The following is a 24932-nucleotide window of genomic DNA, read 5'->3' as shown; positions in this document are numbered from 1 at the left end:
GCTTAAGCTCCCAGATAATATGTGTACAAACGGGCTCGCAGGTCGGCTTCAGCCCCGGCCTGCAGCTTGCGAACGTCGAGCGTGTCGGCAGTCGGCAGGACGGCTGCGTGAGCGTGAATGATTGAAACCTCCACAAGATCGGCTTGGCTCACGCTGCGGCGATTGCCGGTCCATTCTTCCTTGACGGCCACAAAGCCAACGGAGAGCCCGCCTAGAAGGCCAGCTTCAGCCATCTTGAGCGTATCGTTGCCAAGCTGAGTGTCTGGAAGCGATGCCTGGACTCGCAAACCCTTGGCATCTTCCGTGATGGTGAGCGAGCTATTGGCCTGCCGCGCGAGCAACTGCGTCGAGTCATGATCCACGAGGAGGAGGATATCCCGTAGGTTGGCCCGGTTCGCGAGCGTCTGCGTAAAGGCTCCGCGTTCGAAAATTTCTGTAAAGTCGCCGATACGAGTCTCGACGCCCCAAAGCACTGCGTAGCCCGTGAGAATGCGCCCGGTGATTTCGCTAAACGGCGCAGCGGCTAGTCTTTTTTCAGTCTGCATAAGCTTGTCTCCTTTCGTCAGGTGGCGGTAGGGGGCTAGCCGCATGGCCAACCCCCTCCTCATGACCCTTACGAGCCGCTAACCGCTGCCTCGCCCCAAGCGAAGGATGCCGAGCCCTGCTTGAGGGCAACGTCAACGTCGACAAAGCCAACGAGCTTGACAGCGCCTTCGGAGGAGTAGGTCGCCGTATCAACAATGATATCGACAGACGGCGCAGTACCGGCCTGATTCCAGAATCCGACTACGAGGTCCGAAATCTTGCCGTAGACGAGCTTGTTGCCAGATACGTTGTTCGTGACGACAACCTTCTTGTCGTAGAACTGCGTTGCCAGCGGAACCGGCATGCCGAGAGCATTGCGGTAACGGCGAGCCAGATTCGCAACGCCCTGCGAGATGAAGAACACGTCGCCGTCATTGTCTTCGACCTCGACAGCGTTCATGAGGTCCGCAGCATGCAGGCTGACGTCGTTGGCATCACCAAATACGGTAGCTGCGACGGTGGACATGATGCCTTCCGGCTCGTTCGTGCCGCCACCAACGAGAGCAGTCTTGTCAACGGCACGGCCGATGGAGGTGTTTAGGTCCGAACGAAGCAGCGTATCGAGGCCAATCGAGTTGGTCACGAGGGCCTTGCGGCTGACCTTGAGGAACACGCCCGCCGTCTTCGGAGCGAGCGTGACGTTGTCGAACGTAGCAGAGCCCTGCGAAACAGCGCCGGATTCAGCTACCCACGAGATATTCGCGTCCGGGCCGCCTACCATGCGCGGAAAGCTGATCGAGCCGTAGCCAAGGCCGGACAGGACCGTTGCGCCAGCCTGAATGACATGGCTAGCCGGTGCAAGACGCGGAATCAGGTTCTGGAAGCTCTGATTCTGGAAAGCCGGGTTGGCTGTAACTTCGCGGCGCTCATAGTCAGCGATGGCAGACAGCGGGATTCGCATACCGCGAGTGGTCTGAGCGCCGTTACGCAGCTCCTGAGCAACCTCAGCCTCACGGCCTTCAAGCCTGCCGTTGACGTAGCCGGTGACGGCCGCAGACACGCTGTAGGCGCGAATTTCGGACTCAAGGCTATCCTTGGCGGGCTGACGGGCCTCGAACGCGGCCATGCGTTCCTCAGCGTTGATTTGAGCGTCGAAAGCTTCAATCTGCTTGGCCAGCTTCTCGAATTCCGCGTTGTTGCCTGCGGACAAGGCTGCCCGCATCTCCGAAACGGTTGCTGCCCGGTCGGCTTTAATCTTGTGAATATGCATCTGTACTGCTTCTCCTTGAGCGACTCATTGCGAACCACGACCCCAAGGAAAAAACGGCGGCGAGCCTTGAAAGACCCGCCGCCGAAACACCGAAGGAGCAGCGCATTCGTGAATCTCTAAATGAGCGTCCGAGCAGCTGACGTAATGCAGGATTCTGGATATATATTTTGCTAGCTGACGTTTACGGTCTGTTAATCGGGGACTACACGGCCGCAGAGAAGAATATAATTCTCAGGAAGGCGCGTATCTTAGGCCCATATTCTGAATTGCAGTTGCGGGCATTCTGGCACCACGCCGGTCCTCAAGGAGGGCCAAGCCGCAAAGTCCATCGGCCCCCGCGCATGTGCTGCACCTGCTACTGCCGCAGCCTATGTCGGCCGAGATGTCTTGCAAACCAAGCTTTGAAAAAATTAGAAAAAAATGGGCGGCTCAGCCAATTCCCAGCGTCATGGGAGAAAGACGTCATAGCCGCCCAAGAAGTTGAGTTTGGACACTCAAAAATAATGGTAGCACCACCGATTCTTACAGTTGGTATGCCGGGGGGAAGTGTAAGGGTCAGCGCCGCGATTTGACGGGATAATTTCAACTGTCCTGCTAGAGCAGCGCCGCCCTTCAGCTCTTTAAGTAGCCACCGGTTCCGCGAATGACAAAAGAATCAACGCTACTTTTCAGGGACTTGAAAGAGCGGAATTCACTACCCAAATTGATGTAATACCCTGCGACAAAATGGCTCGCTTTAAGGGTGTTTTTCAGTCAAACTGAAGTTGACAGTTGAGATTCCCTGTGTATTATCGGGCATCCGCACGAGGGTTACTACTATAGGGCTAGACTTTCTTAACGAAGTGTGAAAAAAAAGGCGTGCTAGAAATCTAGCACGCCCTTTGTTTTGAGGAGCTGTCGCGGAATTGGCTACCGTGAAGAAGCGCAAGACCGGACAACATTCTCGGCTTGAACAATCGAGTATGTAACGCCGTAGGGCTCCAACATCAAGCCTGAGGCAATACATACATGACTACCTATATCGTAACGTACGACCTGAACAAGGAAGTCAAGCGTCCTGATATCCTCAAGGAGATCAAGAAAGGCGGCAACTGGGCGAAGCTCTCGGAGTCGTCCTACGCGATCTCCACCAATGAAACGGCTGAGCAGGTTTACAGTCGCCTGAAGCCCTATTTGGACAACAACGACAACTGCTACATTATTACCCTGTCCCGCCCGTACACGGGCTGGGGGCCAAAGGAAGTTAACGACTGGCTGGAAAGTCATCTCCAGTACCAACGCGCATAATTTTCGCCCTCCCAAGCGACCGCAGCAATACGAGCGCCCCTCGCGGGGCGCTTTTCAATTCCACCAACCATCGCATGACCTCCAGCGGCTCCCGCAGCCTACGCCATCGGGCAGAATGATAGATCTGCGTGCTCAATCGAGTAACGGGGTCCCGTCTGCCAACATTAGGTCATGGAAGGCACGTTTCAACCAAGTCACCGCGCCGGGTTCGCCAAATTCATCAAGTAGCGAAATAAGGGTTATCCAGTCGCTGTGGTTCAAAAACATTGCGACCACCTCCGCCCAAGCCCTTTCCGGCGTCATAACACTCGAATACTCGGGGCCCACGCGTTCCAGACGAGTATGCGCAAACTCTAACTCAGCACGATGGTTGATGTGGAAAACTCTCGCATGATTAAAGATGGCGATGACACGGTCTCGTCCATTCATAGGCCTACTTCGCATTTTACTCGCTTCCTTTCGCATTGTTGTAGTCCGGCAGGAGCTTCCCCTCCCGCCATCTGATCTTTCTTCCCGTATATAGGAATACGGGGAAAGATAAGATTGTGGCGGAGGCTCAGGACATGCTCAAAGAAGGACTAATGATGTTCCGGACTTCTCGATTTTGTCGGACTTAAGAAGGCCGCGAATACCGGCATCAAACCGATTGTCGAGCCGCTTCTTGTCCTCAGCCGTCGCGTTTTCGGGTGGCTGGCTGTTGAGGATATACCGGGCGCGAGCGTTGCCCATCGGGACGTGATTGTTGCTGTCGACCGTGGCCTTGATCGCGGCCAGCACGTCAGCATCCCGGCTGTTGGCGTTGTCCATGAGCTTTGCGGCCTTAGTCTTGCCTTCCCCGCACTGATCAACAACAAGCGTTTTGACGTGGCCCCCGTCGCGGCTCTTCCCAACAATGACTTCGGTCGGCTTGAAATGCGTAAAAATTCCCGTTTCGATGTTGTTCGCCTTGATGCATTTCAACTCGCGGACGCCATCACTCTTCTCCCTAATGACGAATGAGGCGTCGACTGCGCCAGAAAGGGCAGTCGCACCCATCGGCTTCCCGCTCTCGCCCTTGTCCGAAACGTGGTGGACTACCAGCACATGAGAGCCTGTTTCCACCATGATCCGCTTGCAGCTATCCGTGAACTTCTTGACGTCCTGATTGCTATTGATGTCACCATCGCCAAGCGACATTGCCATGGTATCAATGATGACAAGTCCGCCCTTGGCTCGAAAGAAGTGTTGAATGACTCGCATCGTGTCGGCGATGTCGAGCGTATCAGCCCATTTCCCGAAGAAATCGACCTGCTTAGGTGTGATAAGCATGTCCAGCTCGGTAATGCCGTGGTTCTGCTTCCAAGCGATAACGCGCTTTTTGACTTCCTCACCGCGTTCGGCCGCCACGTAAATTACTGGCCGCTGCCGGACGTTCCGGCCATGCCAATCCATGCCCGCTTGCACGTGACAGGCAAGGTCAATTGCGGCAAACGTCTTGAGGCTGCCCGGCGTACCAGAGAGGACCGAAAAGCCGCCGTCGGCAAGCATCCCGTCGATAAAGAAATCAATCTCGATTTCATCAAGGCGCAGGTCGGTTGCCCATACAGGCCGGAAGCTGCTGATAAATGAGGAGCCGAATTCCTCAAGGGCGCCCATCACTGACTTGCGACGGCGCGCTGCGGCCATCTTGGCAAGCTGGCTGGCCTGCCGTGCAACGTAGGCGTCTAGCCCTTCGGCCTCTGCTTCAAGGCGCAGTGCATGGTATCGCGCGATGTCTTCATTGGAGACGCCGTCCATGATGCTCGCGAGCTTGAAACCGGCCATTAGGCGGAGACCTTCGAAGCAACCCAAGATTCTACCTCGGCTCTTACGTAAGCGATCCGACGTTGGCCGATCTGACGAGGCTTGGGGAATTTGCCTTCGATGCTCATGAGGCGCAGCAAGGGCCGCGACATTGTCGTGACCGCCGCTGCTTCTTTTGGCGACATCAAAGGGGATGCGAATACTGATTTTGTCTTTGTCATGGTGCTCTCCGTTTCCGATAATTATCAGTTGGGAGAGCTGGCCAATTTTGACAAAGAGGAAAATTCGCGCGCTGCAAACATTTATTTTTTTGGCGCTGTACCGCAGAACGTTGCCCAATCCGCCATAAGTTTCCGGCGCTTTTCGAGCGCGTCCTTGCGTCGGTAGGCGGCCTCCGTCTTATCCTTGACCATGTGGGCGAGCGCGGCCTCGATCACGTCGCGGGGATGGTGTGTTTCATCACCTGCCCAGTCGCGGAATGATGAGCGGAATCCATGTAGCGTTTCCGTGCCCTTCGAGATAGCGCGGATAGCCTTAACTATGGCTGTGTCTGACACAGCCTGCCCTTCCTTTTCGCCCTCGAATACCAAATCCCCGGTCGCCACCTGCTGACGTGCCTTGAGGATCGTGACGGCGCGTTCTGACAACGGTATGCGATGTTCTCTGCCGGGCTTGGTGCGTTCGGCCGGAATGATCCATAGCGCTCCGTCAAGGTCAACTTCGTCCCATATCATCCCGCGCACTTCGCCAGAGCGGCAGGCCGTCAAGCAGGCGAATTCGGCCGCGCGAGCAGACACCCCGTTCGCAGCCCGCAGGCCCGCCATGACGGTCGGAATGAGTTGGTATTCTATTGCCTCATGATGGCCGCGCGAAAGCTTCTGACGTGCGGGCAGTAGCTCTTTCAGTCCGCCCTTCCAATCTGCCGGGTTGTCGCCGGTATAGAGGCCACGCGCCTTGGCATGATCGATGACGGCAGCGATGCGCATGCGAGTGCGGTCGGCCGTTTCCGGCTTCGATTCCCAAATCGGCTTAAGGGTTTCAACTACGTCGTCACGCGTGATTTCAGCAACAGGCTTCCCGTGCAAGGTCTTGGCATAGGTCCTAAGTGTCATAGCCCATTGCTGACGATGCTTCTCATTGCGGGAAGTCGCCGTTTTGACCTTAATGACGTCTTCCATGATCGCCGCGAAGGTAGCACGGCTAGCCAATTCTTCGCCCCGTGCAAGGCGCTGGCGGATAGCGTCGGCCTTCTCTCTGGCAAGCTCTAGCGATATCGGGGCAGTGCCCTGCCCGTAACCGCCTAGGCCAAGCTCAGTGCGCTTTCCCTCGCGCTTATAGATGAAAAACCAAGACTTGCTGCCGCCCGCCCGAACCCTGAGATACAAGCCGTCTCCATCACTGTAGATTCCGGCCTTATCTAGCTTCTTGATTTTCGTTTCTGAGAGCTTGTTGCGCGCCATTTCCCGATTCCCGTTGCCATAACTTCACTATAGAAAATATGGAAAATAGGAGAAAATACAATGCCTTGCGGCACGCAATTTCAATAACTTACGGAAATCAGCGGACACCTCTTCCGCCATCGAGAACATTGTCCGGCCCGGAGATGGGGTATTCGGCTTTCGCCCCATCTTCTACGGTGATGCAGGGAGGTGCTGCGCTTCGAGCTGATGATAGAACGTGGTCTGTTCAAACAGCCACAAGCATCAGGAAAGGAAGCGCAGCATGAAGCACTTTATTGGCCTCGATGTCTCGGTAAAAGAGACTGCCGTTTGCATTATCGACGAATCCGGCAAGATCTGTCGTGAGGTGAAGGTTGTCAGCCACCCTGACGATCTCATTGCGGTGCTGAAGGACCCGACCTGGAACGTCGAGCGGGTCGGGCTTGAAGCCGGACCTTTGTCGCAGTGGTTATTCGAAGGGCTGGCCAGGGCGGGATTGCCGGTCATCTGTATCGAGACGCGCCATGTGAAGGCCTTCCTGAAGGCGCAGCCCAACAAGACGGATCGCAACGATGCGCGCGGCATCGCGCAAATGATGCGCGTCAATCTGTATCGCCCAGTGCATGTGAAGACGCTGACGAGCCAGAAGCGGCGGGCGCTCTTAGCGGCCCGCAAGCTGCTGCAGGAAAAGGCGATCGCCATCGAGAACGACATCCGCGGCCTTCTGCGCAATTTCGGGCTGAAGGTTGGCGCCGTGGGAACGGCAAAGTTCGAAGAGCGCATTCGGGAGCTCACCGAAGGCATGCCCGACCTCGCGGCGATCATGGAGCCATTGCTTGCCGCCCGAGGGAAGCTGCGTACCGAATTTGCGCGCCTGCACAGACAAGCCCTTGCGGTGGTGAAGGATGATGCCACCTGCCGGCGCCTGATGACGATCCCGGGTGTCGGCCCCGTGGTGGCGCTCGCCTATACCGCGACAATAGACATTCCGCAGCGCTTCAGAAACTCCAAGGCGGTGGGATCGATCCTGGGACTAACGCCGAAGCTCCACGAGTCCGGGGAAAGCAAGCGCGTCGGCTGCATATCGCTATGCGGGGACGGCACGATGCGCACTTTGCTCTATGAGGCTGCCCAGCTGCTGCTGACGCGCGTGGGGAAATGGTCGTGGCTGAAGGCTTGGGCGATGAAGATCGCCAAGCGGCGCGGCATGGCGAAAGCGAAAGTCGCACTCGCTCGTCGCCTAGCGGTCGTCATGCATCGCATGTGGCTCGACGGCACTGAATTCCGCTGGACGCGGGAAGCCATGACATCAGCGAGCTGACAAGAGGTCAGAAGGAGAAAGACACATAGTTCCGCCAGTTGGCGGAAGGACGTCCTTCGCAGGACGATGGATGAGGCAAGTTCGAACCTATGTCTGTGCCGATCGCATCACGCGGTAATCACGTCCCGGAGATTGAACCGCCCCATTCTCCTAACCCCATGCTGGGAGGGCGAAACGCCGATCCCGAAGAGAAGCGAGGACCTGCGGAAGATGTCATGCCCCAAAGAGGTGGAGACGCTCGTAAGTGCTTGACGCCAACACGCCGAATAGAGAAGACATCGGTAACAAAACGTACCTAACACATGGGTGACAACCTCGTGCCGAGCGGGTTGTCGTTGGTTTGCAAGGTCCTCTGCTCCAGGTCGAAAATATCCCAGATCACAGTGCTGAAGCTGGCGAGCCATATATGGCCTTCGACCCGTTTGATTCCGACGTCTGGTCGGCGAGGATCTGGCTCAAGTTGATCTTCGCCGGCGTTTGCACGTCCGGCTCGGGATTACAAGCTGGTTCAGCACAATAGCGGCAGCATTCGCCACCAAAGTGGCCATTCAGGGTTGGATTGGTGCCTGCCGAAAGCTGCCATCTTGTGCATACAACACATGGTGCACACCACATCTGAGCAGAAAACTCGGTTTAGAAGCGGGTCGAAGCTGCGGCGGGTCCTAGAAGTTACTGCTCAGCTTTGTCGTAGGCGTGACGATGTTCTTCAATGGTAGGCAGGTTTTCTCGAATCCAAAAGTTGAATCCTTCAAGGGCGTCCAAAACGCCGGTTCCCATGTCGGTCAATTCGTATTCGACCCGCGGTGGCACTTCGGGAAAATAGTGTCGCACGACAAGCCCGTCGCGCTCTAGATTGCGCAGTGTCAGCGTCAGCATTCGCTGGGTAATCCCGTCGATTTCTTTCTTGAGCGCTGAAAAGCGGAGCCGTCGCTTATCTGCGAGGGAGAGACGCCACAGGACTTGGACAGTCCATTTATCGCCGAGCCGCGTGCAGATCCCGTTTGATGGGATTGGTTTGAACTCCCGATTGCCCTCTGGCGCTTGATGTGAGCGGGCATGAACGGAATTGTCCATGCGTATCATCCCTGTGCCTGATGCTGAAAAATGTGCCGTCTTCCGATGGCCTTCCATTCGTATATATGGATGCCCCTTGTTCAACGCGAGGGTTCTCAATGACCAATGACATACGTCCAATTTTGGTTTTCGGCGCCAGCGGCCGACAGGGCGGATCGGTCGCTAAAGCCTTGCTGAAGGCAGGGTGGCCTGTTCGCGCACTTGTACTGGATCCCCTGAAACCGGCCTCGATTGCCCTACGAGACGCAGGCGTCGAACTGGTGCCCGGATCTTTTGAGGACACGGATGTCATCCGGGCGGCGGTGAAAGACACTCATGGTGTTTTCAGCGTGCTGCCGGCGAATCTGGCGGCAGAGGAAGAAGTACGCTACGGCACCTCGATCGCGGACCTGGCCGCCGAAAGGGGCGTCGCTCATCTGGTTTATTCCTCGGGTGCCAGCGTCGGAGATAAGCTGACAGGTGTGGCGCGGTTCGATGCCAAGCCTCGCATAGAGGCGCATATCCGCAAGTTGCCCATCACGGCAACCATCGTCAGGCCAATGATCTTCATGGAGATGCTTGTGCGACCCGGGTTCGGATTGGACGAAGGGCGGTTGCTCTCCCTTATCAGACCAGATCATTCGATCCAGCTCACTGCCGTGGACGATATCGGAAAGTTCATTGCAGCCATGTTCGCCGATAAGCCTCGGTTCGGTGGGGTGACTTTGAAGATCGCAAGCGACATGGTTACAGGTCTTGAGCTCGAAGCCGCCTTTACTGAAGTCGCCGGTCGCCCGATAGCTTACGCGCGCCTTCCGGATGACGTTTTCGCAGCCAATGCGGACCTCGCACACATGGCTAAGAGCTTGGAAGATGGCCCGCTGGCAGAACGTGTCGATCTAAACGCCATGCGGGAGATCAATCCAGAAATCCTCTCTTTCCGAACTTGGCTTGCCGGGAGCGGACGCCAGGCGCTCGTTCACGCCTTGGGGACAAGTGCTGCCCACCAGCCGGAGTAGTAGTGTTTTGGTGGCTTCGGCTCAGTAAGTATACAAGGCAAGCAATTTGCATGACCGTCGAGATTTTGCGAGATTTTGGCGATCGCTGCCGCCGCTTCGGCATGCGAGCGATCGCAGAAGTGTCATGGAGCGCCATAGCGTAGACGTAGTTCTCCGTTTCCGCCGTTCTCGCCGCGCCGGTAGATACATGATTTTGTTATATATTTTATGATTTTCTCGAACATCATATGGTTATCATAATCCCCGCATCCCTATATCTTACGATATCCGGTCTCATTGGCGCCCTATAAGGGTTGTATGTCCTTGAGCGCCTGTCGGGCGCTCGGGTTTGGAGCGGGTCGTAGCGTCGGCGGGGGCGCAAGCTTCGACCCGCTCTTTCTTCTCGCAACGGAGCGCGCCAATGTTTTGGGACTTCATTACGATCGCAGCGATCTTCGGCGCCCTCTTTCTTGTGCGAGAGGCGCAGATCGTGCTCGTCAAGGCCCGCCTGTCGAACTGGCGCAGCTTCACCTTCCGCTGAGCCGACGCACTTTTATCGATCGGCGACAACGCGGAAATCCCCGAGCGCGGCGGCGCTTTTCGGCCGTCCATGCGGAAGAAAGCTGCCTTCAATCTAAATTCCACGCCTAACCGCCTGTTAATATTTGGCTTGCTCCGCAAGGCGAATGATTTATCTTTTCGACTCACGGGGTTGAGTAGAAGCGTGAGACAAGAGTTTGAGCGTGAAGCCGGGTGCGCGCTCCGGCCTGATTTTTCAATTGGTTAGCTTACGAGCTTCATATGCCGGTAACATTGCTACCCTGACCCGGCAAGGAACGTTTTTGCAGGTTTGCGTTTATTTATTGCTTCTCTAGGAGGGAGATCACAATGGAAGGCGAAGGCGTAGGTTGGATTGCGGCCATCATCATCGGCGGTATCGCCGGCTGGTTCGCGGAAAAATTCATGCGCAGCAATATGGGCGTGCTCATGAATATCGTTCTTGGCATCGTAGGCGCGATCGTTGCCAATTTCATTCTCGGCGTTTTGAATATCCAGCCGCTCGTAGGCTGGCTCGGATACCTGATCACCGGCTTCGTCGGCGCCTGCATTCTTATTGCGCTCGGACGCCTCGTACGACGCTGATTTCAATCGCGCAAAAGCCGGGACCACAGCTCCCGGCTTTTTTGTTGCACGTTTGCATATTGCCGCGCCGTTTCAGCGGCGGCTCATCAGGCCGAAGACGTAGGCAATGCCGGCGGTTACGGCGAGTGCGAAGATTGGCTCTTCACGCACTTTCTCGCGCACGCGCTCGGTCATGACAGAAGCCTCGTCGGCAACGGCGGTCTTTGCGCCCTGCCCCAAGGCGACGACGCTCTCGGACAGCCGTGCCAAATCCTCACGCAATGCAGCGACCTGAGCGGAAAGATCGTCTGCTGCGATTTCCGCCTTCACGCGTGCGCCCGTCGTTTGTCCGGAGGCGGTCTTGAGTTCGGCCATTGTCTGCTCCTCTTTTTGCGGATGCGGCTTCAACGAAGTGAGGGCCGAAAGGTTCCCTGCACCGCTTCATTTCTTAAATGCGATCGCCTTCCAGGACTCTCTCCACCACCTGCCATGTTTTCGCGCGCGGGCGCTTCATTTCCTGACGCGTTTGTTCTAAGGAACGTCAAAAGCTTTGCCCGTGAAACGGCGAAAATAATGCGAGGTTTGCGTTTCGATGTTCCATTTCCTGAGAAGAGCCGCCCGGACATGGGTCGCCAAGCTCCTGATGCTTCTCCTGGTCGCTTCATTCGGCATCTGGGGCATCTCCAGTTCGCTGCTCACCGGCAGCAGCAGCACGGCTGTCGTCACCGTCGGCGACCAGCAGGTGGACGCCACCGAATTCCGCCTCGCCTACCAGCGGCAGGTCGCAAGTCTCAGCCAGCAGTTCGGCATGCGTCTGACGCCTGAGCAGGCCAAGGCTTTCGGCGTCGAGCAGCAGGTGATCGCCCAGCTCGTCGCCGGCGCTTCGCTCGACCAGCTTGCTGCCGACATGAATCTCGGCCTTTCCGAAGATCGCCTGGCCCAGCTGATCGCTGACGATCCGGCATTCAAGGCCGTCAACGGCCAGTTCGACCGCACGCTCTTTACGTCGCGCCTGCGCAACGCCGGCATCCGCGAGGCGGACTATATCAGCGAGCGCAGCAAGGTCGCCGTGCGCAGCCAGATCGTCGATGCGGTTTCGAACGGCTTCACGCCTCCGAAGACGCTCGTCGACGCGCTCAAGCTCTACCGCCAGGAGAGCCGCGACATCGACTACCTGCTGCTGACGAACGCGAATATCGAGCCCATCAAGGCACCGGCCGAGGATATGCTTTCGAAGTGGTTCGAGGGCGTCAAGAGTCGCTACCGCGCACCGCAATACCGGAGGATCGCCTATCTGAAGCTCGAGCCTGCCGACATCGCGGATGCCGCGACTGTCACGGACGACCAGATCCGCGAAGACTTCGACAAGCGCAAGGATAACTACCGGACGCCGGAAACGCGCACGATCGAGCAGCTGACCTTTGCCAGCAAGGATCTGGCGACGGCTGCCGAAACGGCGCTGAAGAGCGGTACCAGCTTCGACCAGCTCGTGACCGACCAGGGCAAGACGGCAAGCGACGTGCTGCTCGGCGATTTCACCAAGGACAAGGTTCCGGACCAGACCGTCGCCGATGCTGCTTTCGCAGTCGCCAAGGACGGCGGCACGACGCCTGTCGTCGAAGGTTCCTTCGGCCCGGTCATCCTGCGCATCACCAACATCAAGCCGGAGAGTGTCAAGAGCTTCGACGCGGTGAAGGAAGACATCCGCAAGCAGCTTGCGCTAGTCAATGCGTCGCAGGAGGTTATCAACGTCCACGACCGTATCGAGGATCTGCGCGGCTCCGGCCAGACGCTCGAGCAGATCGCCGAACAACTGAAGCTGAAGGCCATCGTGATCGACGCCGTCGATCCTAGCGGGTTGGACAAGGACGGCAACGAGGTCAAGGACATTCCCGCGAAGCCGCAACTGATCGGCGAAGCCTTCAAAACCGAATCCGGCGTTCAGGCGCCGGCTCTGCCGCTCGGCAATGACGGTTATGCCTGGTTCGACGTGCGCGAAATCACGCCGGAACGCGATCGCCCGCTCGCCGAAGTGCGCGACAAGGTCGTTCAGGATTGGACCGCCGAACAGCAGAAGCTCGAACTTGCCAAGAAGGCCGGCGAGCTCAAGCAGGAAGCCCAGAAGGGCAAGACGCTTGCCGACATCGCGGCTCCACTCGGCATCGCGGTCGAAAGCAAGAGCGGCATCACGCGCGGCACCGACGATGCCGTTCTCGGCCGTGCCGGCGTGACCGCTGCCTTCACCGGCCCGGTTGATACCGTTGCAAGCGCCGTCGGCGGCGATCCCGGCACACAGATCCTGCTCAAGGTCACCAGCGTGAACACGGAACCGACCGGCGATGTGCTGAACAATCAGGATGCGCAGATCACCGCCATGGCCAATGCTGCCGGCGACGATATTCTCGACCAGATGGTGAACCTGCTGCAAACGCACTACGGTGCGTCGATCAACCAGACGCTCGCCGATCAGGCAGCCGTTCGCTAGGAGCTGTAGCGCATGACCGATCTGAAGCCGCTTCTGGCCAAGGCTGCGAGCCGCGAGCCGCTGACCCGTGACGAGGCCCGCGAGGCCTTCGAAATTCTCATGTCCGGTCAGGCGACTCCCTCGCAGATCGGCGGTTTCCTGATGGCGCTGCGCGTCCGCGGCGAGACGGTCGACGAAATAGTCGGAGCCGCGACGACGATGCGATCGAAGATGCTGCGGGTGGAAGCGCCTGCCGATGCGATCGATATCGTCGGCACCGGGGGTGACGGCAGCGGCACCTACAATATCTCGACGCTGGCGGCGCTGATCGTCGCCGGCGCCGGTGTTCCGGTCGCCAAGCACGGCAACCGCGCCCTGAGTTCGAAATCCGGCGCCTCCGATAGCCTTGCCGCACTCGGAGTCAAACTCGAGATCGCACCTGAAGTGATCACCCGCTGCATCAGCGAGGCAGGCGTCGGCTTCATGTTTGCCCAGCTGCACCATTCGGCGATGCGGCATGTCGGCCCGTCGCGCGTCGAGCTCGGCACCCGGACGATCTTCAACCTGCTCGGCCCGCTGACGAACCCGGCCGGGGTGCGCCGCCAATTGCTCGGCGTCTTTGCGCCGCAATGGGTCGTGCCGATTGCCGAAGTGATGCGCGATCTGGGATCGGAGAGCGTCTGGGTCGTGCATGGCGATGGCCTCGACGAGATCACTACGACCGGCAAGACCAATGTCGCCGCACTCGAAAACGGCAAAATCCGCACCTTTGAGCTTTCGCCGGCCGATTTCGGTGTTTCGTCTTGTGCGCTTGCCGCGATCAAAGGCGGCGATGGCGTCGCCAATGCCGCGGCCCTTCGCGAAGTGCTGAGCGGCGCGAGGAACGCCTATCGCGATATCGCCCTTGCCAACGCGGCTGCCTCGCTCGTCATTGCCGGTAAGGCGGAGACGATCACCGAGGGCATGAAACTCGCGACCGAATCGCTGGACAGCGGCGCGACCGCTGCAGCACTCGATAAACTGATCGCCGTTTCGAACGATATCGACTAGGATTGCCTGATGACCGATATCCTGCGAAAGATCGAGGCATACAAGCGCGAGGAAATCGCCGCCGCCAAGGCGAAGGTCTCGCTTGCGGACCTGAAGGCGATGCAGGCAGGGCAAACCGCGCCGCGCGGCTTCCACAAGGCTCTCGCCGCCAAGCGCGCTGCCGGACTGTACGGCCTGATCGCCGAGATCAAGAAGGCAAGCCCCTCCAAGGGCCTTATCCGCCCGGATTTCGATCCGCCGGTGCTCGCCAAAGCCTATGAAGCCGGTGGTGCCGCCTGCTTGTCGGTCTTGACCGACACGCCAAGCTTTCAAGGCGCGCCGAAGTTCCTGACGGCGGCCCGCGACGCCTGCGCCCTTCCGGCGCTGCGCAAGGATTTCATGTTCGAGACATATCAGGTGCACGAAGCGCGCGCCTGGGGCGCGGATTGCATTTTGCTGATCATGGCCTCGCTTTCCGATGACGAGGCAGAGCAGCTGCAGGATGAAGCCTTTGCGCTCGGCATGGATGTGCTGGTCGAAGTGCACGATGCACCGGAAATGGAGCGGGCGCTGAAACTCTCCTCGCCGCTCGTCGGCATCAACAATCGCAGCCTCCGCACCTTTGAAGTCAGCCTGACCGTCAGCGAGGAGCTTTCGGCGATGGTTCCGGATGACCGGCTGCTGGTCGGCGAAAGCGGAATCTTTACCCATGCCGACTGCAAGCGGCTGCAGGCGGCCGGCATCGACACCTTCCTCGTCGGCGAAAGCCTGATGCGCAAGGACGACGTGACGGCTGCGACCCGCGCTCTGCTCTTCGGCGAAGCGGCAATCGCGGCGGAATGACATGAGCGGCGAAAAGCCAAGCCTGACCCATATAGGTGCCTCGGGCGAGGCCCACATGGTCGATGTCGGAAACAAAGCCGATACGGTTCGCATTGCGACCGCAGAGGGCCATGTGAAAATGGCGGCAGCGACGTTGCGATTGATCCGTGACGGGAATGCGAAGAAGGGCGACGTCATCGGCACCGCGCGACTTGCCGGCATCATGGCGGCCAAGCAGACGTCCAGCCTTATTCCGCTCTGTCACCCTTTGATGCTGACGAAGGTGAGCGTCGAGATCGATGAGGACGCCGCCCTGCCCGGCCTGCGCGTCACCGCGACCGCCAAGCTCACCGGCAAGACCGGTGTCGAGATGGAGGCATTGACGGCCGTGTCCGTCGCCTGCCTGACGATCTACGACATGGCGAAGGCCGCCGACAAGGCGATGGAGATCGGCGGCATCAGGCTGCTCGAAAAATCCGGCGGCAAATCGGGCGACTTCCGCCATCCGGAGGCTCGCCGATGAGCCTGCTTCCGGTCGCAGAGGCGCAAGGCAGGCTGCTTGGCAGCGCCAATCCGATTTCCGATGTCGAGACCGTTTCGCTTGCCAACGGCGATGGACGCGTCCTCGCGAACGGCTTGACGGCGCGGCTGACGCAGCCGCCCTTCAACGCGTCTGCGATGGACGGCTATGCGTTGCGCCGCGAGGATGCACCGGAACCCGGCGCTCAGCTCAAGCTTATCGGCACATCCGCTGCCGGACACGCTTTCGACGGCACGGTGGGCAAAGGCGAGACAGTTCGTATCTTTACCGGCGCACCGGTTCCCTTAGGCGCCGACAGCGTCTTGCTGCAGGAGGACGCGGAGAAGATCGACGGCGGCATCCGCACGAAATTTCCCGTTCGCCAAGGCCAGCATATCCGTCCCCGTGGTCAGGACTTTGCCGAGGGCGAGGCGGTGCTCGCGGCCGGCACCGTGATGGATTTCACGCGGCTGACGGTGGTGGCCGCGATGAACCATGCCTCGTTCGACGTGCTGCGCAAGCCGCTTGTGGCAATCCTTGCGACCGGCGACGAGCTGCTGGCGCCCGGAAGTGATCTGGGTCCTTCGCAGATCATTGCGTCGAACACGTTCGGTATCGCGGCACTGGTGCGCAAGGCCGGCGGCGACGTGCTGGACCTCGGCATTGTAGCTGACGACAAGACGGCGATCACTTCAGCGGTCCGCAGGGCGCAGGCTGCCGGGGCCGACGTTGTCGTGACGCTCGGTGGCGCCTCCGTCGGCGACCATGACCTCGTGCAGGCCACACTGGTTGCAGCGGGCATGACGCTCGATTTCTGGAAGATCGCCATGCGGCCTGGCAAGCCGCTGATGGTTGGCAGCCTCGGAAGCACGCATGTGCTCGGCCTGCCGGGCAATCCCGTGTCGAGCCTCGTTTGCGCCTTGCTGTTCCTCGAGCCGCTGATCCGCAAGCTTGCCTCCCTGCCGCCTGTGAAGCGCGACTCAACGGTCGAGGCGGCGGTCACCCTTGCCGCCAACGATCAGCGCCAGGACTATGTGCGGGCGAAGCTCGCCAAATCCTCCTCCGGCAACTGGTTGGTAGAGCCGTTCGGCAAGCAGGATTCGTCGATGATGAAGGTCTTCGCCCATGCCGACTGCCTGATCGTCCGCCCGCCCCATGCACCGCAGCTTCCGGCAGGAACCCCCTGCCCGGTGATGCTGCTCCGGCCTGAGCTTCTCGGCTGACGTTTAGTGCGATCCGTCGGACCTTCGCCGTATTAAAGCGAATAAACCCCACTGACCTTGTCCGCACCTGCATCTCCAAAATCTGTGACAGCATGTGTTCCGACGAGGCGGAACTGCTCGCGCGGGAAAGATGCCCTGCCGGGATCGCCGATCAGGATATCGATGCTTGCGGCGCGGCAGCGGGCAAGGAATGGCAGAACGCGGCTTGCAAGCCTTGCATCGTAGAACACGTCGCCTCCCAGGATGACGTCGCAAATGGGCGGCAACGCGCCGAGGATATCGGCTTGCAGGGTTTCGATCGCAACGCCGTTGGCAGCGGCGTTGAGGTCTGTTGCGGCGATGGCACGGGCATCGACATCCACGGCGGTGACATGCATAGCACCTGCCTTCACAGCGGCAATAGCGACAAGGCCCGAGCCTGAGCCGAGATCAAGGACACGGCGGCCGTTAACGGTCTGAGGCTGCGAGAGGATATGGCGGGCGAGCACGGTTCCGCCAGCCCAATGATAGGCCCAGTAGGGTGCCGCGCCATCCAGACTTGTCAATCGCCCAAGCCCGCTTCCCGAATGCGCGCGATGGAGCACTATCTCCGGAATTGCCGGTACCCGCTGAAGGCGGAGGTTTTCGCGAATGAAATCTGCTGCCGCAAGATATTCCGGGCGGTCTTTACCTGTCATCGGCGCGCCTATATCCATCGCGCCCACGGAATTAGTAGTTCTTCATGGCGAGGTGGGGCATGCCCCCGTCGAGAAATTTGTCACCGAACGCAGTGAAGCCGAACTTCTCATAGAGCGCGATCTTGTCGCTTTGAGCCGTCAAGTAAAAGCGATTGCCGCGTGCCGCGCGATGCGCCTCCATCGCAAAGCGGATCATCGTGCTTGCGATGCCATGGCCGCGCCATTGCGCTCCGACGGCCACGCGGCCGATCTTCACGTGATCGTCGAGATAGACGACCCGAAGCGTGCCCGCGACTTCGCCGGCATGGATGGCGACGATGTGCTCGGCGCTGAGATCGGCTTCATCGAATTCCTCGTCGGCGGGCACATTCTGCTCGCCGATGAAGACGGCGCGACGCAGCTTGAAAGCTTCGTTGCACAAGGTGCTGAAGAGCGGAACGGATAAAATCGCTGTCTCTGTCACGGTTGCCTCTCAAGTGGGCATATACGGAAGGCACCAATTGTCAGTCCTTCTCTCCTCAGCCTTGCTTCTTCTTAGCGAATTTGCCCTTCGGCGCGAAGCCGCCCTTGCCCTCGAATTTTGGCTTACCGGCTGCGGTGCCCCAGGGCTTTTCGCTGCGCTCGCCATTCGCCGGAGTGGCTTTGCCTTTGAAATCCTTCTTGAACTTCCCCTTAGGGCGCTCATCATGGGACGTCTCGTCGCGGCGCTCGCCGAACGGCTTCTTGCCGCCGTAAGGCTTCGCGGCGGCCGGGCGGCCGAAATCCGGCGTGCCGTTCAGACGTGTCACGCGGATGCCGCGCTCCATCGTCTTGTTCGGCCCGACTGCTTGCAGAAAGGCTTCGGCGCTATCGGCAGAGATTTCCACATAGGTTTCTTCCGGCTGCATCTTGATCGCGCCGATTTCGCGTTTCGTCAGATTACCGTTGCGGCAGAGCATCGGGATCAGCCAGCGCGGTTCGGCATTCTGCTTGCGGCCGACGGAAACCGAAAACCAGACGCTCGGTCCGAAATCGTCGCGCGGGCCCTTCTGGCTCGGTTCGCGCGGCTCGAAGGCATCATCGCGGCGCTGACGCTTGCGGTCGCCCTCGATCGAGACCTCGATCAGATCCTCCGGCGCCGACTGATTGGAGCGATAGAGGCGCACGAAGGCCGCGGCGAGCTTTTCCGCGCCGTGATTTGCAATGAGCCGGCTGACCAGCACTTGATCCTCTTCGCGCCCGGCCTCGCTGAGGATTGGGTCGGCAAGCAGGCGCTCGTCGTCGCGGCGCATCACGTCTTCGGCCGACGGCGGCAGAGCCCAGGCGGCGGCGATCCCGGCGGCATCGAGAATGCGCTCGGCCTTGCGGCGGGCATTGAGCGGCACGATCAGCGCGCTTACGCCCTTGCGCCCTGCCCGGCCAGTACGGCCGCTGCGATGCAGCAGCGTTTCCGGATTGGTCGGCAGGTCGGCATGGATGACGAGATCGAGGCCGGGGAGGTCGATGCCGCGCGCAGCCACATCCGTTGCGATGCAAACGCGGGCGCGGCCGTCGCGCATCGCCTGCAGCGCGTGCGTCCGCTCGTTCTGCGTCAGTTCGCCGGAGAGCGCCACGACCGAGAAATTGCGGTTGTTGAAGCGGGCCGTCAGATGATTGACGGCAGCGCGGGTCGAGCAGAAGACGATGGCATTGGTCGCCTCGTAGTAGCGCAGCACGTTGATGATCGCGTTTTCGCGATCGGCGGGCGCAACCGCGAGCGCGCGGTATTCGATATCGACATGCTGCTTCTCTTCGGTCTGAGTCGAAATGCGCACCGCGTCGCGCTGGTAACTCTTGGCGAGCTTGGCGATGGCGGACGAAACCGTTGCCGAGAACATCAGCGTCCTGCGGTCGCCGGGTGCGGCATCGAGGATGAACTCCAGATCCTCGCGGAAGCCGAGGTCCAGCATCTCGTCCGCCTCGTCGAGCACGACAGCCTTCAATGCTGACATATCAAGCGCCTTGCGGCGGATATGGTCGCAGAGACGGCCGGGCGTGCCGACAACGATATGGGCGCCGCGTTCCAGCGAGCGGCGCTCGCTGCGGATATCCATACCGCCGACGCAACTGACGATCAGCGCACCGGTCATCTCGTAGAGCCATTCGAGCTCGCGCTTCACCTGCAGAGCAAGCTCGCGCGTCGGCGCGATTACCAGCGCGAGCGGTTCGGCGGCGGGCGCAAATCGCTCTTCACCTTCGAGCAGCGTCGGCGCAAGCGCAAGCCCGAAGGCGACGGTCTTGCCCGAGCCGGTTTGCGCCGAAACCAGCGCATCCGAGGCGGCAAGCGCCGGATCCAGCATGGCCTTCTGAACTGGGGTCAGGGCTGCATAGCCGCGCTTCGCCAACGCCTTGGCGATCGCCGGAACGACGCTGTTGAGATCTGTCATCTGTCTGTCTTTCGGAATATCGGGCGCAGAAGCGCCGTGGCCGGAACCTGCCGGCAGAACGGTTGGCGCGTTCCTACCCGCTAAGACGGCAAATGTCAAAGCGGCAAATCAGGTGGCTGGGCGCCAGAGCCAGACGCCGATGCTGCCGGAACGGCCGCGGATATGCGTCTCGAGCGGACCCTCCAGCGGACCGGCGGGCAACGGGCCGCCGTCGCTGGACGCGACGCGGACGAGAGCTGCGCTGAAGGCGACCTCTGCGCCGCGGCTTGCCGCGACTTCCATCAAGCGGCTGGCGACATTGACGGTGTCGCCGGTCGCGGTGATCTGCTGGCGGTCACCGGTACCGAGGCGCGAGGCGACGACCGGGCCGCAATGGGCGCCGATCTTGAAGCCGATCCTGCGCTCCCCTTGCAGGTCCGCGTGAGAATTGAGCCAGGTGCGCATCCGGTCTGCGAGCGCCAGCGCGCAGGCGGCGGCACGTGAGGCATCGTCATCCGCCGGATGCGGCAGTCCGAACAGGATCATCGCGCCGTCGCCCATGAAGCTGGTGATCGCGCCGCCATGCGCCCTCGCCTCCTCATCGACGATCTCGAAGAAGCCGCTCAGGATCTCGCGCACGGTCACCGCGCCGACCGCCTCGCTGAGACCCGTAAAACCCGACAGATCGATGAACACCACCGCCGCGTTCTGCCTTACCGGTACGGCGAGGAAGGACGGGTCTCGGGCAAGCCACTCGCCGAGGCCTGGGGCTTCGACCCGTTGCAGGAGCTCGCTCTGGGCGGCGAAAAGACGGGCCTGACGGCGGCCGAGAAGGAGCTGCGCTGCACCGAAAGCGAGAACGGGAGGCAGAGCGGCAGCGATCGGCAGCGATGCGCTGAGCCAATAGCCCGCCCTGAACATGGCGAGATTGACGGTTGCCCAGGTCACGAGAACCAGCACGATCAGCGCAAAACCGACAATGCTGCGCCGCCAGGCAATCAGGCCGACAAGCGCCAGCGGCAGAAGCACCGCGACAGTGGCATCCAGCCGGCGGATATTGTGATCGCGCACGATGCTGTCGCCTGCGATCAGATGCGCTATGGCTGTCGAAATGACCTCGACTCCGGGTAACACCGGATCGAAAGGCGTCGGAAAAACGTCGCCGCCGGCCGTGACCGTTGAACCGAAGATGACGACGCGGTTCTCAATTGCGTCGGGAGGTACCTTGCCGTCGAGCGCGTCTGCCAGGCTGAATGTCGGGATGGTGCCGCGTGGGCCATAGAAGGTGAGCGGCAGACGCTGACCGGTATCGGTCGGAATATGCCGGTCGGCAAAGGAGATGCTGCCCGGCTGGAATGCAGGATCGCGATCGAGCGCCAGCGATGCGGTCCGCAACGCGAATGATGGATCGACGCGTCCGTCGCTGCGCGAGATCAGGGGCATGAAACGGGGGACGCCTGTCTCGTCCGTTGCGACATTGACGACGCCGGTGGCGGCGACATCGGAAAAACGCTTGAGCGGCAGGAGCAGGCTGTCGGCGAAGGGGATCCCAGCAAGCGGGTCGTTCGGGTCGCTTGCCACCGTCTGGGTACTTTGCGGAAAGACGGCCGCGGCGGCAATAACTGACGGCACGAGCCGGAGCGCGGATACGAGCGCCGAATCACCTTGCTCGGTGCTCGGGTCGATGAAGAGCAGATCGAGAGCGATCGTCTTCGGCCTTAGGGCGGCAACCGTAGTGACCGCGCGGGCAAGCGTTGCCCGGTCGACAGGATAGCCGTGTGATGCGGCCGTGCGGTCGTCGATCGCAACGATCGCGACCATTTGCGGCGGCATCTTGCGGCCGATCAGCACGCTCCGGAAATCCGTCAGCGAAGCTTCCATCCGGTCGAGGAACCCGGCGCTGCCCGTGAGATGCAGGGAGCCAAGAAAGCCTCCCCAAAGTGCAGACAGGAGAAGGGCAGCAGTGATCGAAAATCTCTTGTCGGGCATGAGCTCTACTGACCGAGGCGGGCAAGCAACGCGGCGGCACGGGCGGCCGGCCAGCGGCGCACTTCAAGCGCGCCTGCGCCGCTTGTGACATCGACTCCCTCGCCGGGACCGAGTACGACCGGATTACCCGCAGGACGGCGCACGGCAACGGAGCCTTGCACCACGAGCACGGACGTCCGGCCGCCTGCAACGTCGACTGCCCATTGCGTGCCGCGTACGGCAGCGATCGCCTGAGGCGTCACCACCTGAAAGCTGCCTGTGTGGCGAGCGTCGTCGACATCGACCAGGATTGCCTTGCCGCGCAGCGACACAACATCGGGGCTGCCGTCGCGGTTGCGGTCATTCAGCCTAAAGGAAGCACCGGCCTCGGCCGTCACCGTTACGCCGTTCGGGCAGCGGAGGATTTCACGCCCGCCCGCTGCATTCTCGACAGTGCACCCGCCCGTTTGAGCAAGTGCGGCGCCCGCCGGCAGGAGAAGTGCCGCAAGGGCGGCTGCGGCAAAACCGCGAAGGAATGCTGAGATTATGCTCATGATCCGCCCCCACATCGCACAAACGTCATGATCCGGCATGGTATTCGCCATGCGGTCACCTGCTTGCCCCGGCCCTATCATCATAAAACAAAACCGGATTTTCGTATGCAGAAAAGCGCAAGCTGGCAAGGTTGACGAGTGTTACCCACCAGAAGTTTCAATCATGGGGTCCTGTGTAGCGTGCTCTTGGACGGATAAGATGGCCATCTTCGACCTGCTCCATGGCATGCGCGAGCCAGCCACAGGTGCGAGCAAGAGCGAAGATGATAAGCGGCGCATCTTCGGGAAGCGTGAAGGTGGCTGTCAGGGCGGCGATCGCGAAGTCGACATTGACTGGCTCGCCGAGCAATTCCTCGCCTGCTTCCGCCAGAGAAACAAAAAGCCGTGGCGCTTCGAAGCTTGCCATTAGCGCCTTCGCGCGAGGATCGCCCTGTGGGTAAAGCCGATGGCCGAAAGCTCGGACAACTCCTTCGGATGATAGCGCTCCACGGATTGCCTCTCGCACCCCAACGGAAGCGGCCTGTTCGGTAAGCAGCGTGACACTCAGCCACGCCCCGCCGTGGCGGGGGCCCGTGAGCGCCGCTAGACCCGAGAGCGTCGCCGCCGAAAGGGCCGCACCGGAAGATGCGGTGACGCGCGCCGCAAAAGCCGAGACGTTGAGTTCATGTTCGGCGGCGAGCACCAGAGCCCGGCGGATCGGATCGGCCGCCTCGGGTCGCTGCCAGCCACGCGCAAGACGTTGATGCAGAGGCATTGGCTCGCCATGCCAGGGGGCGAGTCCGCCGGCCACGGTTAATAGCACGTCCGCTGCCTCTGCTCGAAGAACTGCCGGTTTCCGACCGAGGGCCGGCAGGTCGGTGGTGACGCGCGCTGCAAGAAGCGTGAAGGCATTCGCCATGCGGGATGCGTCGCCCTCACCGCCTTCGCCCGTTTCGAACGCAATATTTCCGCCGCCCCACAGGAGTGCCGCGACCTCTTCCAGAGTCGCATGCTCGGAAAGCGCGACCGCCTCGCGGCCGCGATAGAACAGCCTTCCATCGGAAATCGTCGAGATCGCCGTCGGCAAAACGGGTTCACCCCAGCGGATCGCTTCGGCTGCCACCGCTGCCGACTGCCGTCGGCCTGCGTGGCGCTCTGCCAGTCGCCCGACATCGTCGGCCTGGTAGAGGCTGCGACGCGGGTCGGCGGGATCCGGTTTGGCGCGGATCCGTCCGCGGCTAACATTGGCGTAAAGCGTCTGTGGCTTTGTACCGAGGCGGGCAAGCGCCTCTTCGGTGGTGATCCAGAGCGTGTTCATATTGATCGATTGCATCAAGATTGACGTCAATAAGACTAGGCCCGATCATCCTCCTCGTAAAGGAGAAGCACCCATGAAGAACGGACTTGAAGACGTCATTGCCGCAGAAACCCGATTATCGGATGTGGATGGAGAACTCGGCCGCCTGATTATTCGTGGGGTGTCGCTGGATCGCCTCGTGGAGCGCGCGACCTATGAGGATACGGCAGCCCTGTTGCTCGATGACCTGCTGGAGGTCCCCGCTGCCGCCGGCGACTTGAAAACCCGCCTCGGCCGTATGCGTACGGAAGTTTTCACGCATGTCCGGGCCATGGATGAAGCGCTTTTGAAGCTGCCGCCGGTCGATGCGATGCGGGCGCTGATTGCTCGGTTGCCAGACGGCGAGGATTTCGAAACGGTATTGAGGCTCCTCGCTGCACCCGCGGTGTTCCTGCCGGCGGTGTTGCGCATGCAACGCGAAGAGAAGCCCGTTCCGCCGGACGCCTCGGTTTCGCAAGCCGCGGACATTCTGCACATGATGACGGGCAGGATTCCGAGCGCCGAACAGACGGCTGCGCTGGACGGTTATCTCGTGACGATTTCCGATCACGGGTTGAACGCCTCGACTTTCGCATCGCGCGTAATCGCCTCGACGCATGCCGGCCTCACCTCTTCGGTGCTTGCGGCGCTCAGCGCACTCAAGGGACCGTTGCATGGCGGCGCGCCGGGACCGGTCCTCGATATGCTGGATGCGATCGGAACGGAGAACCATGCGAAAACATGGCTCGCCGCTGCCCTTGATCGCGGCGAGCGGCTGATGGGTTTCGGCCATCGCATCTATCGCGTCCGCGACCCGCGTGCCGACGCCTTGAAAAATGCGCTGAAGCCGCTTGTCGCAACCGGCCAGGTCGACCGGCAACGGATCGCGCTGGCGGAGGCGATCGAAAAGGCGGCGCTCGCCATCCTCAAGGAACGCAAGCCGGATCGCCCGCTGGACGTCAATGTCGAATTCTATACGGCGCTGCTTCTGGAATCGCTCGGCTTCCCGCGCGAGGCCTTCACCGGCGTCTTTGCGATCGGCCGCACCGTCGGCTGGATTGCGCATGCGCGCGAACAGCTGCTCGAAGGCCGATTGATCAGGCCGAAATCGGTCTATGTCGGGCTCTTGCCGCTCGCTGCATGAACAGGGTTTCCGGCGGTAGGTTCAGGCCTGCCGCC

The 24932-nt window shown here is 60.5% G+C and carries 24 protein-coding genes; 10 read left to right on the top strand and 14 right to left on the bottom strand.

Features of this window, described 5'->3' with window-relative positions:
• Positions 1-2: 2 nt before the first annotated feature.
• Both N2599_RS08425 and N2599_RS08420 read right to left on the bottom strand, forming a co-directional pair.
• A complete protein-coding gene (locus tag N2599_RS08425) occupies positions 3-590 on the bottom strand; it encodes an HK97 family phage prohead protease (RefSeq protein WP_260308393.1) in 588 nt (195 codons plus the stop codon).
• A gap of 23 nt (positions 591-613) precedes the next feature.
• Positions 614-1795, bottom strand: coding sequence for a phage major capsid protein (locus N2599_RS08420; protein WP_027513561.1), 1182 nt, complete (start codon positions 1793-1795; stop codon positions 614-616).
• 1008 nt (positions 1796-2803) lie between these two features.
• Between N2599_RS08420 and N2599_RS08415 the strand changes: the two genes are divergently transcribed.
• A complete protein-coding gene (locus N2599_RS08415) occupies positions 2804-3082 on the top strand; it encodes a hypothetical protein (protein WP_027513562.1) in 279 nt (92 codons plus the stop codon).
• 132 nt (positions 3083-3214) lie between these two features.
• On the opposite strand, the gene N2599_RS08410 is transcribed toward N2599_RS08415, so the two are convergent.
• The 4 genes from N2599_RS08410 to N2599_RS08395 form a co-directional block, all read right to left on the bottom strand.
• On the bottom strand, positions 3215-3511 hold the full coding sequence (locus N2599_RS08410) for a hypothetical protein (protein WP_027513563.1): 297 nt from the start codon (positions 3509-3511) through the stop codon (positions 3215-3217).
• A 138-nt stretch (positions 3512-3649) separates the two neighbouring features.
• Entirely contained in the window at positions 3650-4885 is a 1236-nt protein-coding gene (locus N2599_RS08405) for an AAA family ATPase (RefSeq protein ID WP_027513564.1), read from the bottom strand.
• Positions 4885-5085: a helix-turn-helix transcriptional regulator gene (locus N2599_RS08400; RefSeq protein ID WP_037144054.1), complete on the bottom strand. Its 201-nt coding sequence runs from the start codon at positions 5083-5085 to the stop codon at positions 4885-4887. Before N2599_RS08400 ends, N2599_RS08405 begins: the two co-directional genes overlap by 1 nt.
• An 81-nt stretch (positions 5086-5166) precedes the next feature.
• The gene (locus N2599_RS08395; RefSeq protein ID WP_027513565.1) at positions 5167-6324 is read right to left on the bottom strand and encodes a tyrosine-type recombinase/integrase; all 1158 of its coding nucleotides are present in this window, start codon (positions 6322-6324) and stop codon (positions 5167-5169) included.
• A 262-nt stretch (positions 6325-6586) separates the two neighbouring features.
• On the opposite strand from N2599_RS08395, the gene N2599_RS08390 reads away from it, so the two are divergent.
• Entirely contained in the window at positions 6587-7624 is a 1038-nt protein-coding gene (locus N2599_RS08390; protein WP_027513959.1) for an IS110 family RNA-guided transposase, read from the top strand.
• Between the two features lie 669 nt (positions 7625-8293).
• Here the strand turns inward: N2599_RS08390 and N2599_RS08385 are convergent.
• Positions 8294-8698 (bottom strand): winged helix-turn-helix transcriptional regulator, encoded by a 405-nt coding sequence (locus N2599_RS08385; RefSeq protein ID WP_027513133.1) that lies wholly within the window; start codon positions 8696-8698, stop codon positions 8294-8296.
• Positions 8699-8718: 20 nt separating this feature from the next.
• On the opposite strand from N2599_RS08385, the gene N2599_RS08380 reads away from it, so the two are divergent.
• Positions 8719-9696: an NmrA/HSCARG family protein gene (locus N2599_RS08380; RefSeq protein WP_245209317.1), complete on the top strand. Its 978-nt coding sequence runs from the start codon at positions 8719-8721 to the stop codon at positions 9694-9696.
• Between the two features lie 867 nt (positions 9697-10563).
• The gene (locus N2599_RS08375; RefSeq protein WP_027513135.1) at positions 10564-10818 is read left to right on the top strand and encodes a GlsB/YeaQ/YmgE family stress response membrane protein; all 255 of its coding nucleotides are present in this window, start codon (positions 10564-10566) and stop codon (positions 10816-10818) included.
• Between the two features lie 72 nt (positions 10819-10890).
• On the opposite strand, the gene N2599_RS08370 is transcribed toward N2599_RS08375, so the two are convergent.
• Positions 10891-11172 carry a hypothetical protein gene (locus tag N2599_RS08370; RefSeq protein WP_027513136.1) on the bottom strand — a complete coding sequence of 94 codons (282 nt, stop codon included), beginning with the start codon at positions 11170-11172 and terminating at the stop codon, positions 10891-10893.
• 217 nt (positions 11173-11389) lie between these two features.
• On the opposite strand from N2599_RS08370, the gene N2599_RS08365 reads away from it, so the two are divergent.
• Genes N2599_RS08365 through N2599_RS08345 form a run of 5 tightly spaced genes read left to right on the top strand, consistent with a single transcriptional unit; the run spans position 11390 to position 16855 of the window.
• On the top strand, positions 11390-13282 hold the full coding sequence (locus tag N2599_RS08365) for a peptidylprolyl isomerase (RefSeq protein ID WP_027513137.1): 1893 nt from the start codon (positions 11390-11392) through the stop codon (positions 13280-13282).
• Between the two features lie 12 nt (positions 13283-13294).
• The gene (gene trpD / locus N2599_RS08360; RefSeq protein ID WP_027513138.1) at positions 13295-14311 is read left to right on the top strand and encodes an anthranilate phosphoribosyltransferase; all 1017 of its coding nucleotides are present in this window, start codon (positions 13295-13297) and stop codon (positions 14309-14311) included.
• Positions 14312-14320: 9 nt separating this feature from the next.
• Positions 14321-15133 (top strand): indole-3-glycerol phosphate synthase TrpC, encoded by an 813-nt coding sequence (gene trpC, locus N2599_RS08355; protein WP_027513139.1) that lies wholly within the window; start codon positions 14321-14323, stop codon positions 15131-15133.
• 1 nt (position 15134) lies between these two features.
• On the top strand, positions 15135-15635 hold the full coding sequence (gene moaC, locus N2599_RS08350) for a cyclic pyranopterin monophosphate synthase MoaC (RefSeq protein WP_027513140.1): 501 nt from the start codon (positions 15135-15137) through the stop codon (positions 15633-15635).
• Positions 15632-16855, top strand: a complete 1224-nt coding sequence (locus N2599_RS08345; protein WP_027513141.1) for a molybdopterin molybdotransferase MoeA — start codon at positions 15632-15634, stop codon at positions 16853-16855. The genes moaC and N2599_RS08345 overlap by 4 nt, the downstream gene beginning before the upstream one ends.
• A gap of 32 nt (positions 16856-16887) precedes the next feature.
• Here N2599_RS08345 and N2599_RS08340 read toward each other — a convergent pair whose 3' ends face one another.
• From N2599_RS08340 to N2599_RS08315, 6 genes are all read right to left on the bottom strand, one after another.
• Entirely contained in the window at positions 16888-17532 is a 645-nt protein-coding gene (locus N2599_RS08340; RefSeq protein WP_027513142.1) for a class I SAM-dependent methyltransferase, read from the bottom strand.
• Positions 17533-17563: 31 nt separating this feature from the next.
• Entirely contained in the window at positions 17564-17995 is a 432-nt protein-coding gene (locus tag N2599_RS08335; RefSeq protein WP_027513143.1) for a GNAT family N-acetyltransferase, read from the bottom strand.
• Between the two features lie 55 nt (positions 17996-18050).
• Complete coding sequence (locus N2599_RS08330; RefSeq protein WP_027513144.1) at positions 18051-19937, bottom strand: DEAD/DEAH box helicase; 1887 nt, start codon at positions 19935-19937, stop codon at positions 18051-18053.
• A 108-nt stretch (positions 19938-20045) separates the two neighbouring features.
• The gene (locus N2599_RS08325) at positions 20046-21905 is read right to left on the bottom strand and encodes a CHASE2 domain-containing protein (RefSeq protein WP_027513145.1); all 1860 of its coding nucleotides are present in this window, start codon (positions 21903-21905) and stop codon (positions 20046-20048) included.
• Positions 21906-21910: 5 nt separating this feature from the next.
• A complete protein-coding gene (locus N2599_RS08320) occupies positions 21911-22438 on the bottom strand; it encodes a FecR domain-containing protein (RefSeq protein WP_051336814.1) in 528 nt (175 codons plus the stop codon).
• A 157-nt stretch (positions 22439-22595) separates the two neighbouring features.
• Positions 22596-23750, bottom strand: a complete 1155-nt coding sequence (locus tag N2599_RS08315; protein WP_245209318.1) for a citrate synthase — start codon at positions 23748-23750, stop codon at positions 22596-22598.
• Between the two features lie 58 nt (positions 23751-23808).
• Here N2599_RS08315 and N2599_RS08310 point away from each other — a divergent pair, with 58 nt between their 5' ends.
• Positions 23809-24897, top strand: coding sequence for a citrate synthase/methylcitrate synthase (locus N2599_RS08310; protein WP_027513148.1), 1089 nt, complete (start codon positions 23809-23811; stop codon positions 24895-24897).
• Positions 24898-24932 lie beyond the last annotated feature (35 nt).

Origin of the sequence: Rhizobium sullae, assembly GCF_025200715.1 — a bacterium.
Taxonomy (GTDB): Bacteria; Pseudomonadota; Alphaproteobacteria; order Rhizobiales; family Rhizobiaceae; genus Rhizobium; species Rhizobium sullae.
This window is presented reverse-complemented; position numbering and strand designations above follow the sequence as displayed.

Excerpts from the sequence above, each read along its gene's own strand:
- N2599_RS08425 (WP_260308393.1), bottom strand. The coding sequence starts at position 590 with ATGCGGCTAGCCCCCTACCGCCACCTGACGAAAGGAGACAAGCTTATG.
- N2599_RS08420 (WP_027513561.1), bottom strand. The coding sequence starts at position 1,795 with ATGCATATTCACAAGATTAAAGCCGACCGGGCAGCAACCGTTTCGGAG.
- N2599_RS08415 (WP_027513562.1), top strand. The coding sequence starts at position 2,804 with ATGACTACCTATATCGTAACGTACGACCTGAACAAGGAAGTCAAGCGT.
- N2599_RS08410 (WP_027513563.1), bottom strand. The coding sequence starts at position 3,511 with ATGAATGGACGAGACCGTGTCATCGCCATCTTTAATCATGCGAGAGTT.
- N2599_RS08405 (WP_027513564.1), bottom strand. The coding sequence starts at position 4,885 with ATGGCCGGTTTCAAGCTCGCGAGCATCATGGACGGCGTCTCCAATGAA.
- N2599_RS08400 (WP_037144054.1), bottom strand. The coding sequence starts at position 5,085 with ATGACAAAGACAAAATCAGTATTCGCATCCCCTTTGATGTCGCCAAAA.
- N2599_RS08395 (WP_027513565.1), bottom strand. The coding sequence starts at position 6,324 with ATGGCGCGCAACAAGCTCTCAGAAACGAAAATCAAGAAGCTAGATAAG.
- N2599_RS08390 (WP_027513959.1), top strand. The coding sequence starts at position 6,587 with ATGAAGCACTTTATTGGCCTCGATGTCTCGGTAAAAGAGACTGCCGTT.
- N2599_RS08385 (WP_027513133.1), bottom strand. The coding sequence starts at position 8,698 with ATGGACAATTCCGTTCATGCCCGCTCACATCAAGCGCCAGAGGGCAAT.
- N2599_RS08380 (WP_245209317.1), top strand. The coding sequence starts at position 8,719 with ATGCTGAAAAATGTGCCGTCTTCCGATGGCCTTCCATTCGTATATATG.
- N2599_RS08375 (WP_027513135.1), top strand. The coding sequence starts at position 10,564 with ATGGAAGGCGAAGGCGTAGGTTGGATTGCGGCCATCATCATCGGCGGT.
- N2599_RS08370 (WP_027513136.1), bottom strand. The coding sequence starts at position 11,172 with ATGGCCGAACTCAAGACCGCCTCCGGACAAACGACGGGCGCACGCGTG.
- N2599_RS08365 (WP_027513137.1), top strand. The coding sequence starts at position 11,390 with ATGTTCCATTTCCTGAGAAGAGCCGCCCGGACATGGGTCGCCAAGCTC.
- trpD (WP_027513138.1), top strand. The coding sequence starts at position 13,295 with ATGACCGATCTGAAGCCGCTTCTGGCCAAGGCTGCGAGCCGCGAGCCG.
- trpC (WP_027513139.1), top strand. The coding sequence starts at position 14,321 with ATGACCGATATCCTGCGAAAGATCGAGGCATACAAGCGCGAGGAAATC.
- moaC (WP_027513140.1), top strand. The coding sequence starts at position 15,135 with ATGAGCGGCGAAAAGCCAAGCCTGACCCATATAGGTGCCTCGGGCGAG.
- N2599_RS08345 (WP_027513141.1), top strand. The coding sequence starts at position 15,632 with ATGAGCCTGCTTCCGGTCGCAGAGGCGCAAGGCAGGCTGCTTGGCAGC.
- N2599_RS08340 (WP_027513142.1), bottom strand. The coding sequence starts at position 17,532 with ATGACAGGTAAAGACCGCCCGGAATATCTTGCGGCAGCAGATTTCATT.
- N2599_RS08330 (WP_027513144.1), bottom strand. The coding sequence starts at position 19,937 with ATGACAGATCTCAACAGCGTCGTTCCGGCGATCGCCAAGGCGTTGGCG.
- N2599_RS08325 (WP_027513145.1), bottom strand. The coding sequence starts at position 21,905 with ATGCCCGACAAGAGATTTTCGATCACTGCTGCCCTTCTCCTGTCTGCA.
- N2599_RS08320 (WP_051336814.1), bottom strand. The coding sequence starts at position 22,438 with ATGAGCATAATCTCAGCATTCCTTCGCGGTTTTGCCGCAGCCGCCCTT.
- N2599_RS08315 (WP_245209318.1), bottom strand. The coding sequence starts at position 23,750 with ATGCAATCGATCAATATGAACACGCTCTGGATCACCACCGAAGAGGCG.
- N2599_RS08310 (WP_027513148.1), top strand. The coding sequence starts at position 23,809 with ATGAAGAACGGACTTGAAGACGTCATTGCCGCAGAAACCCGATTATCG.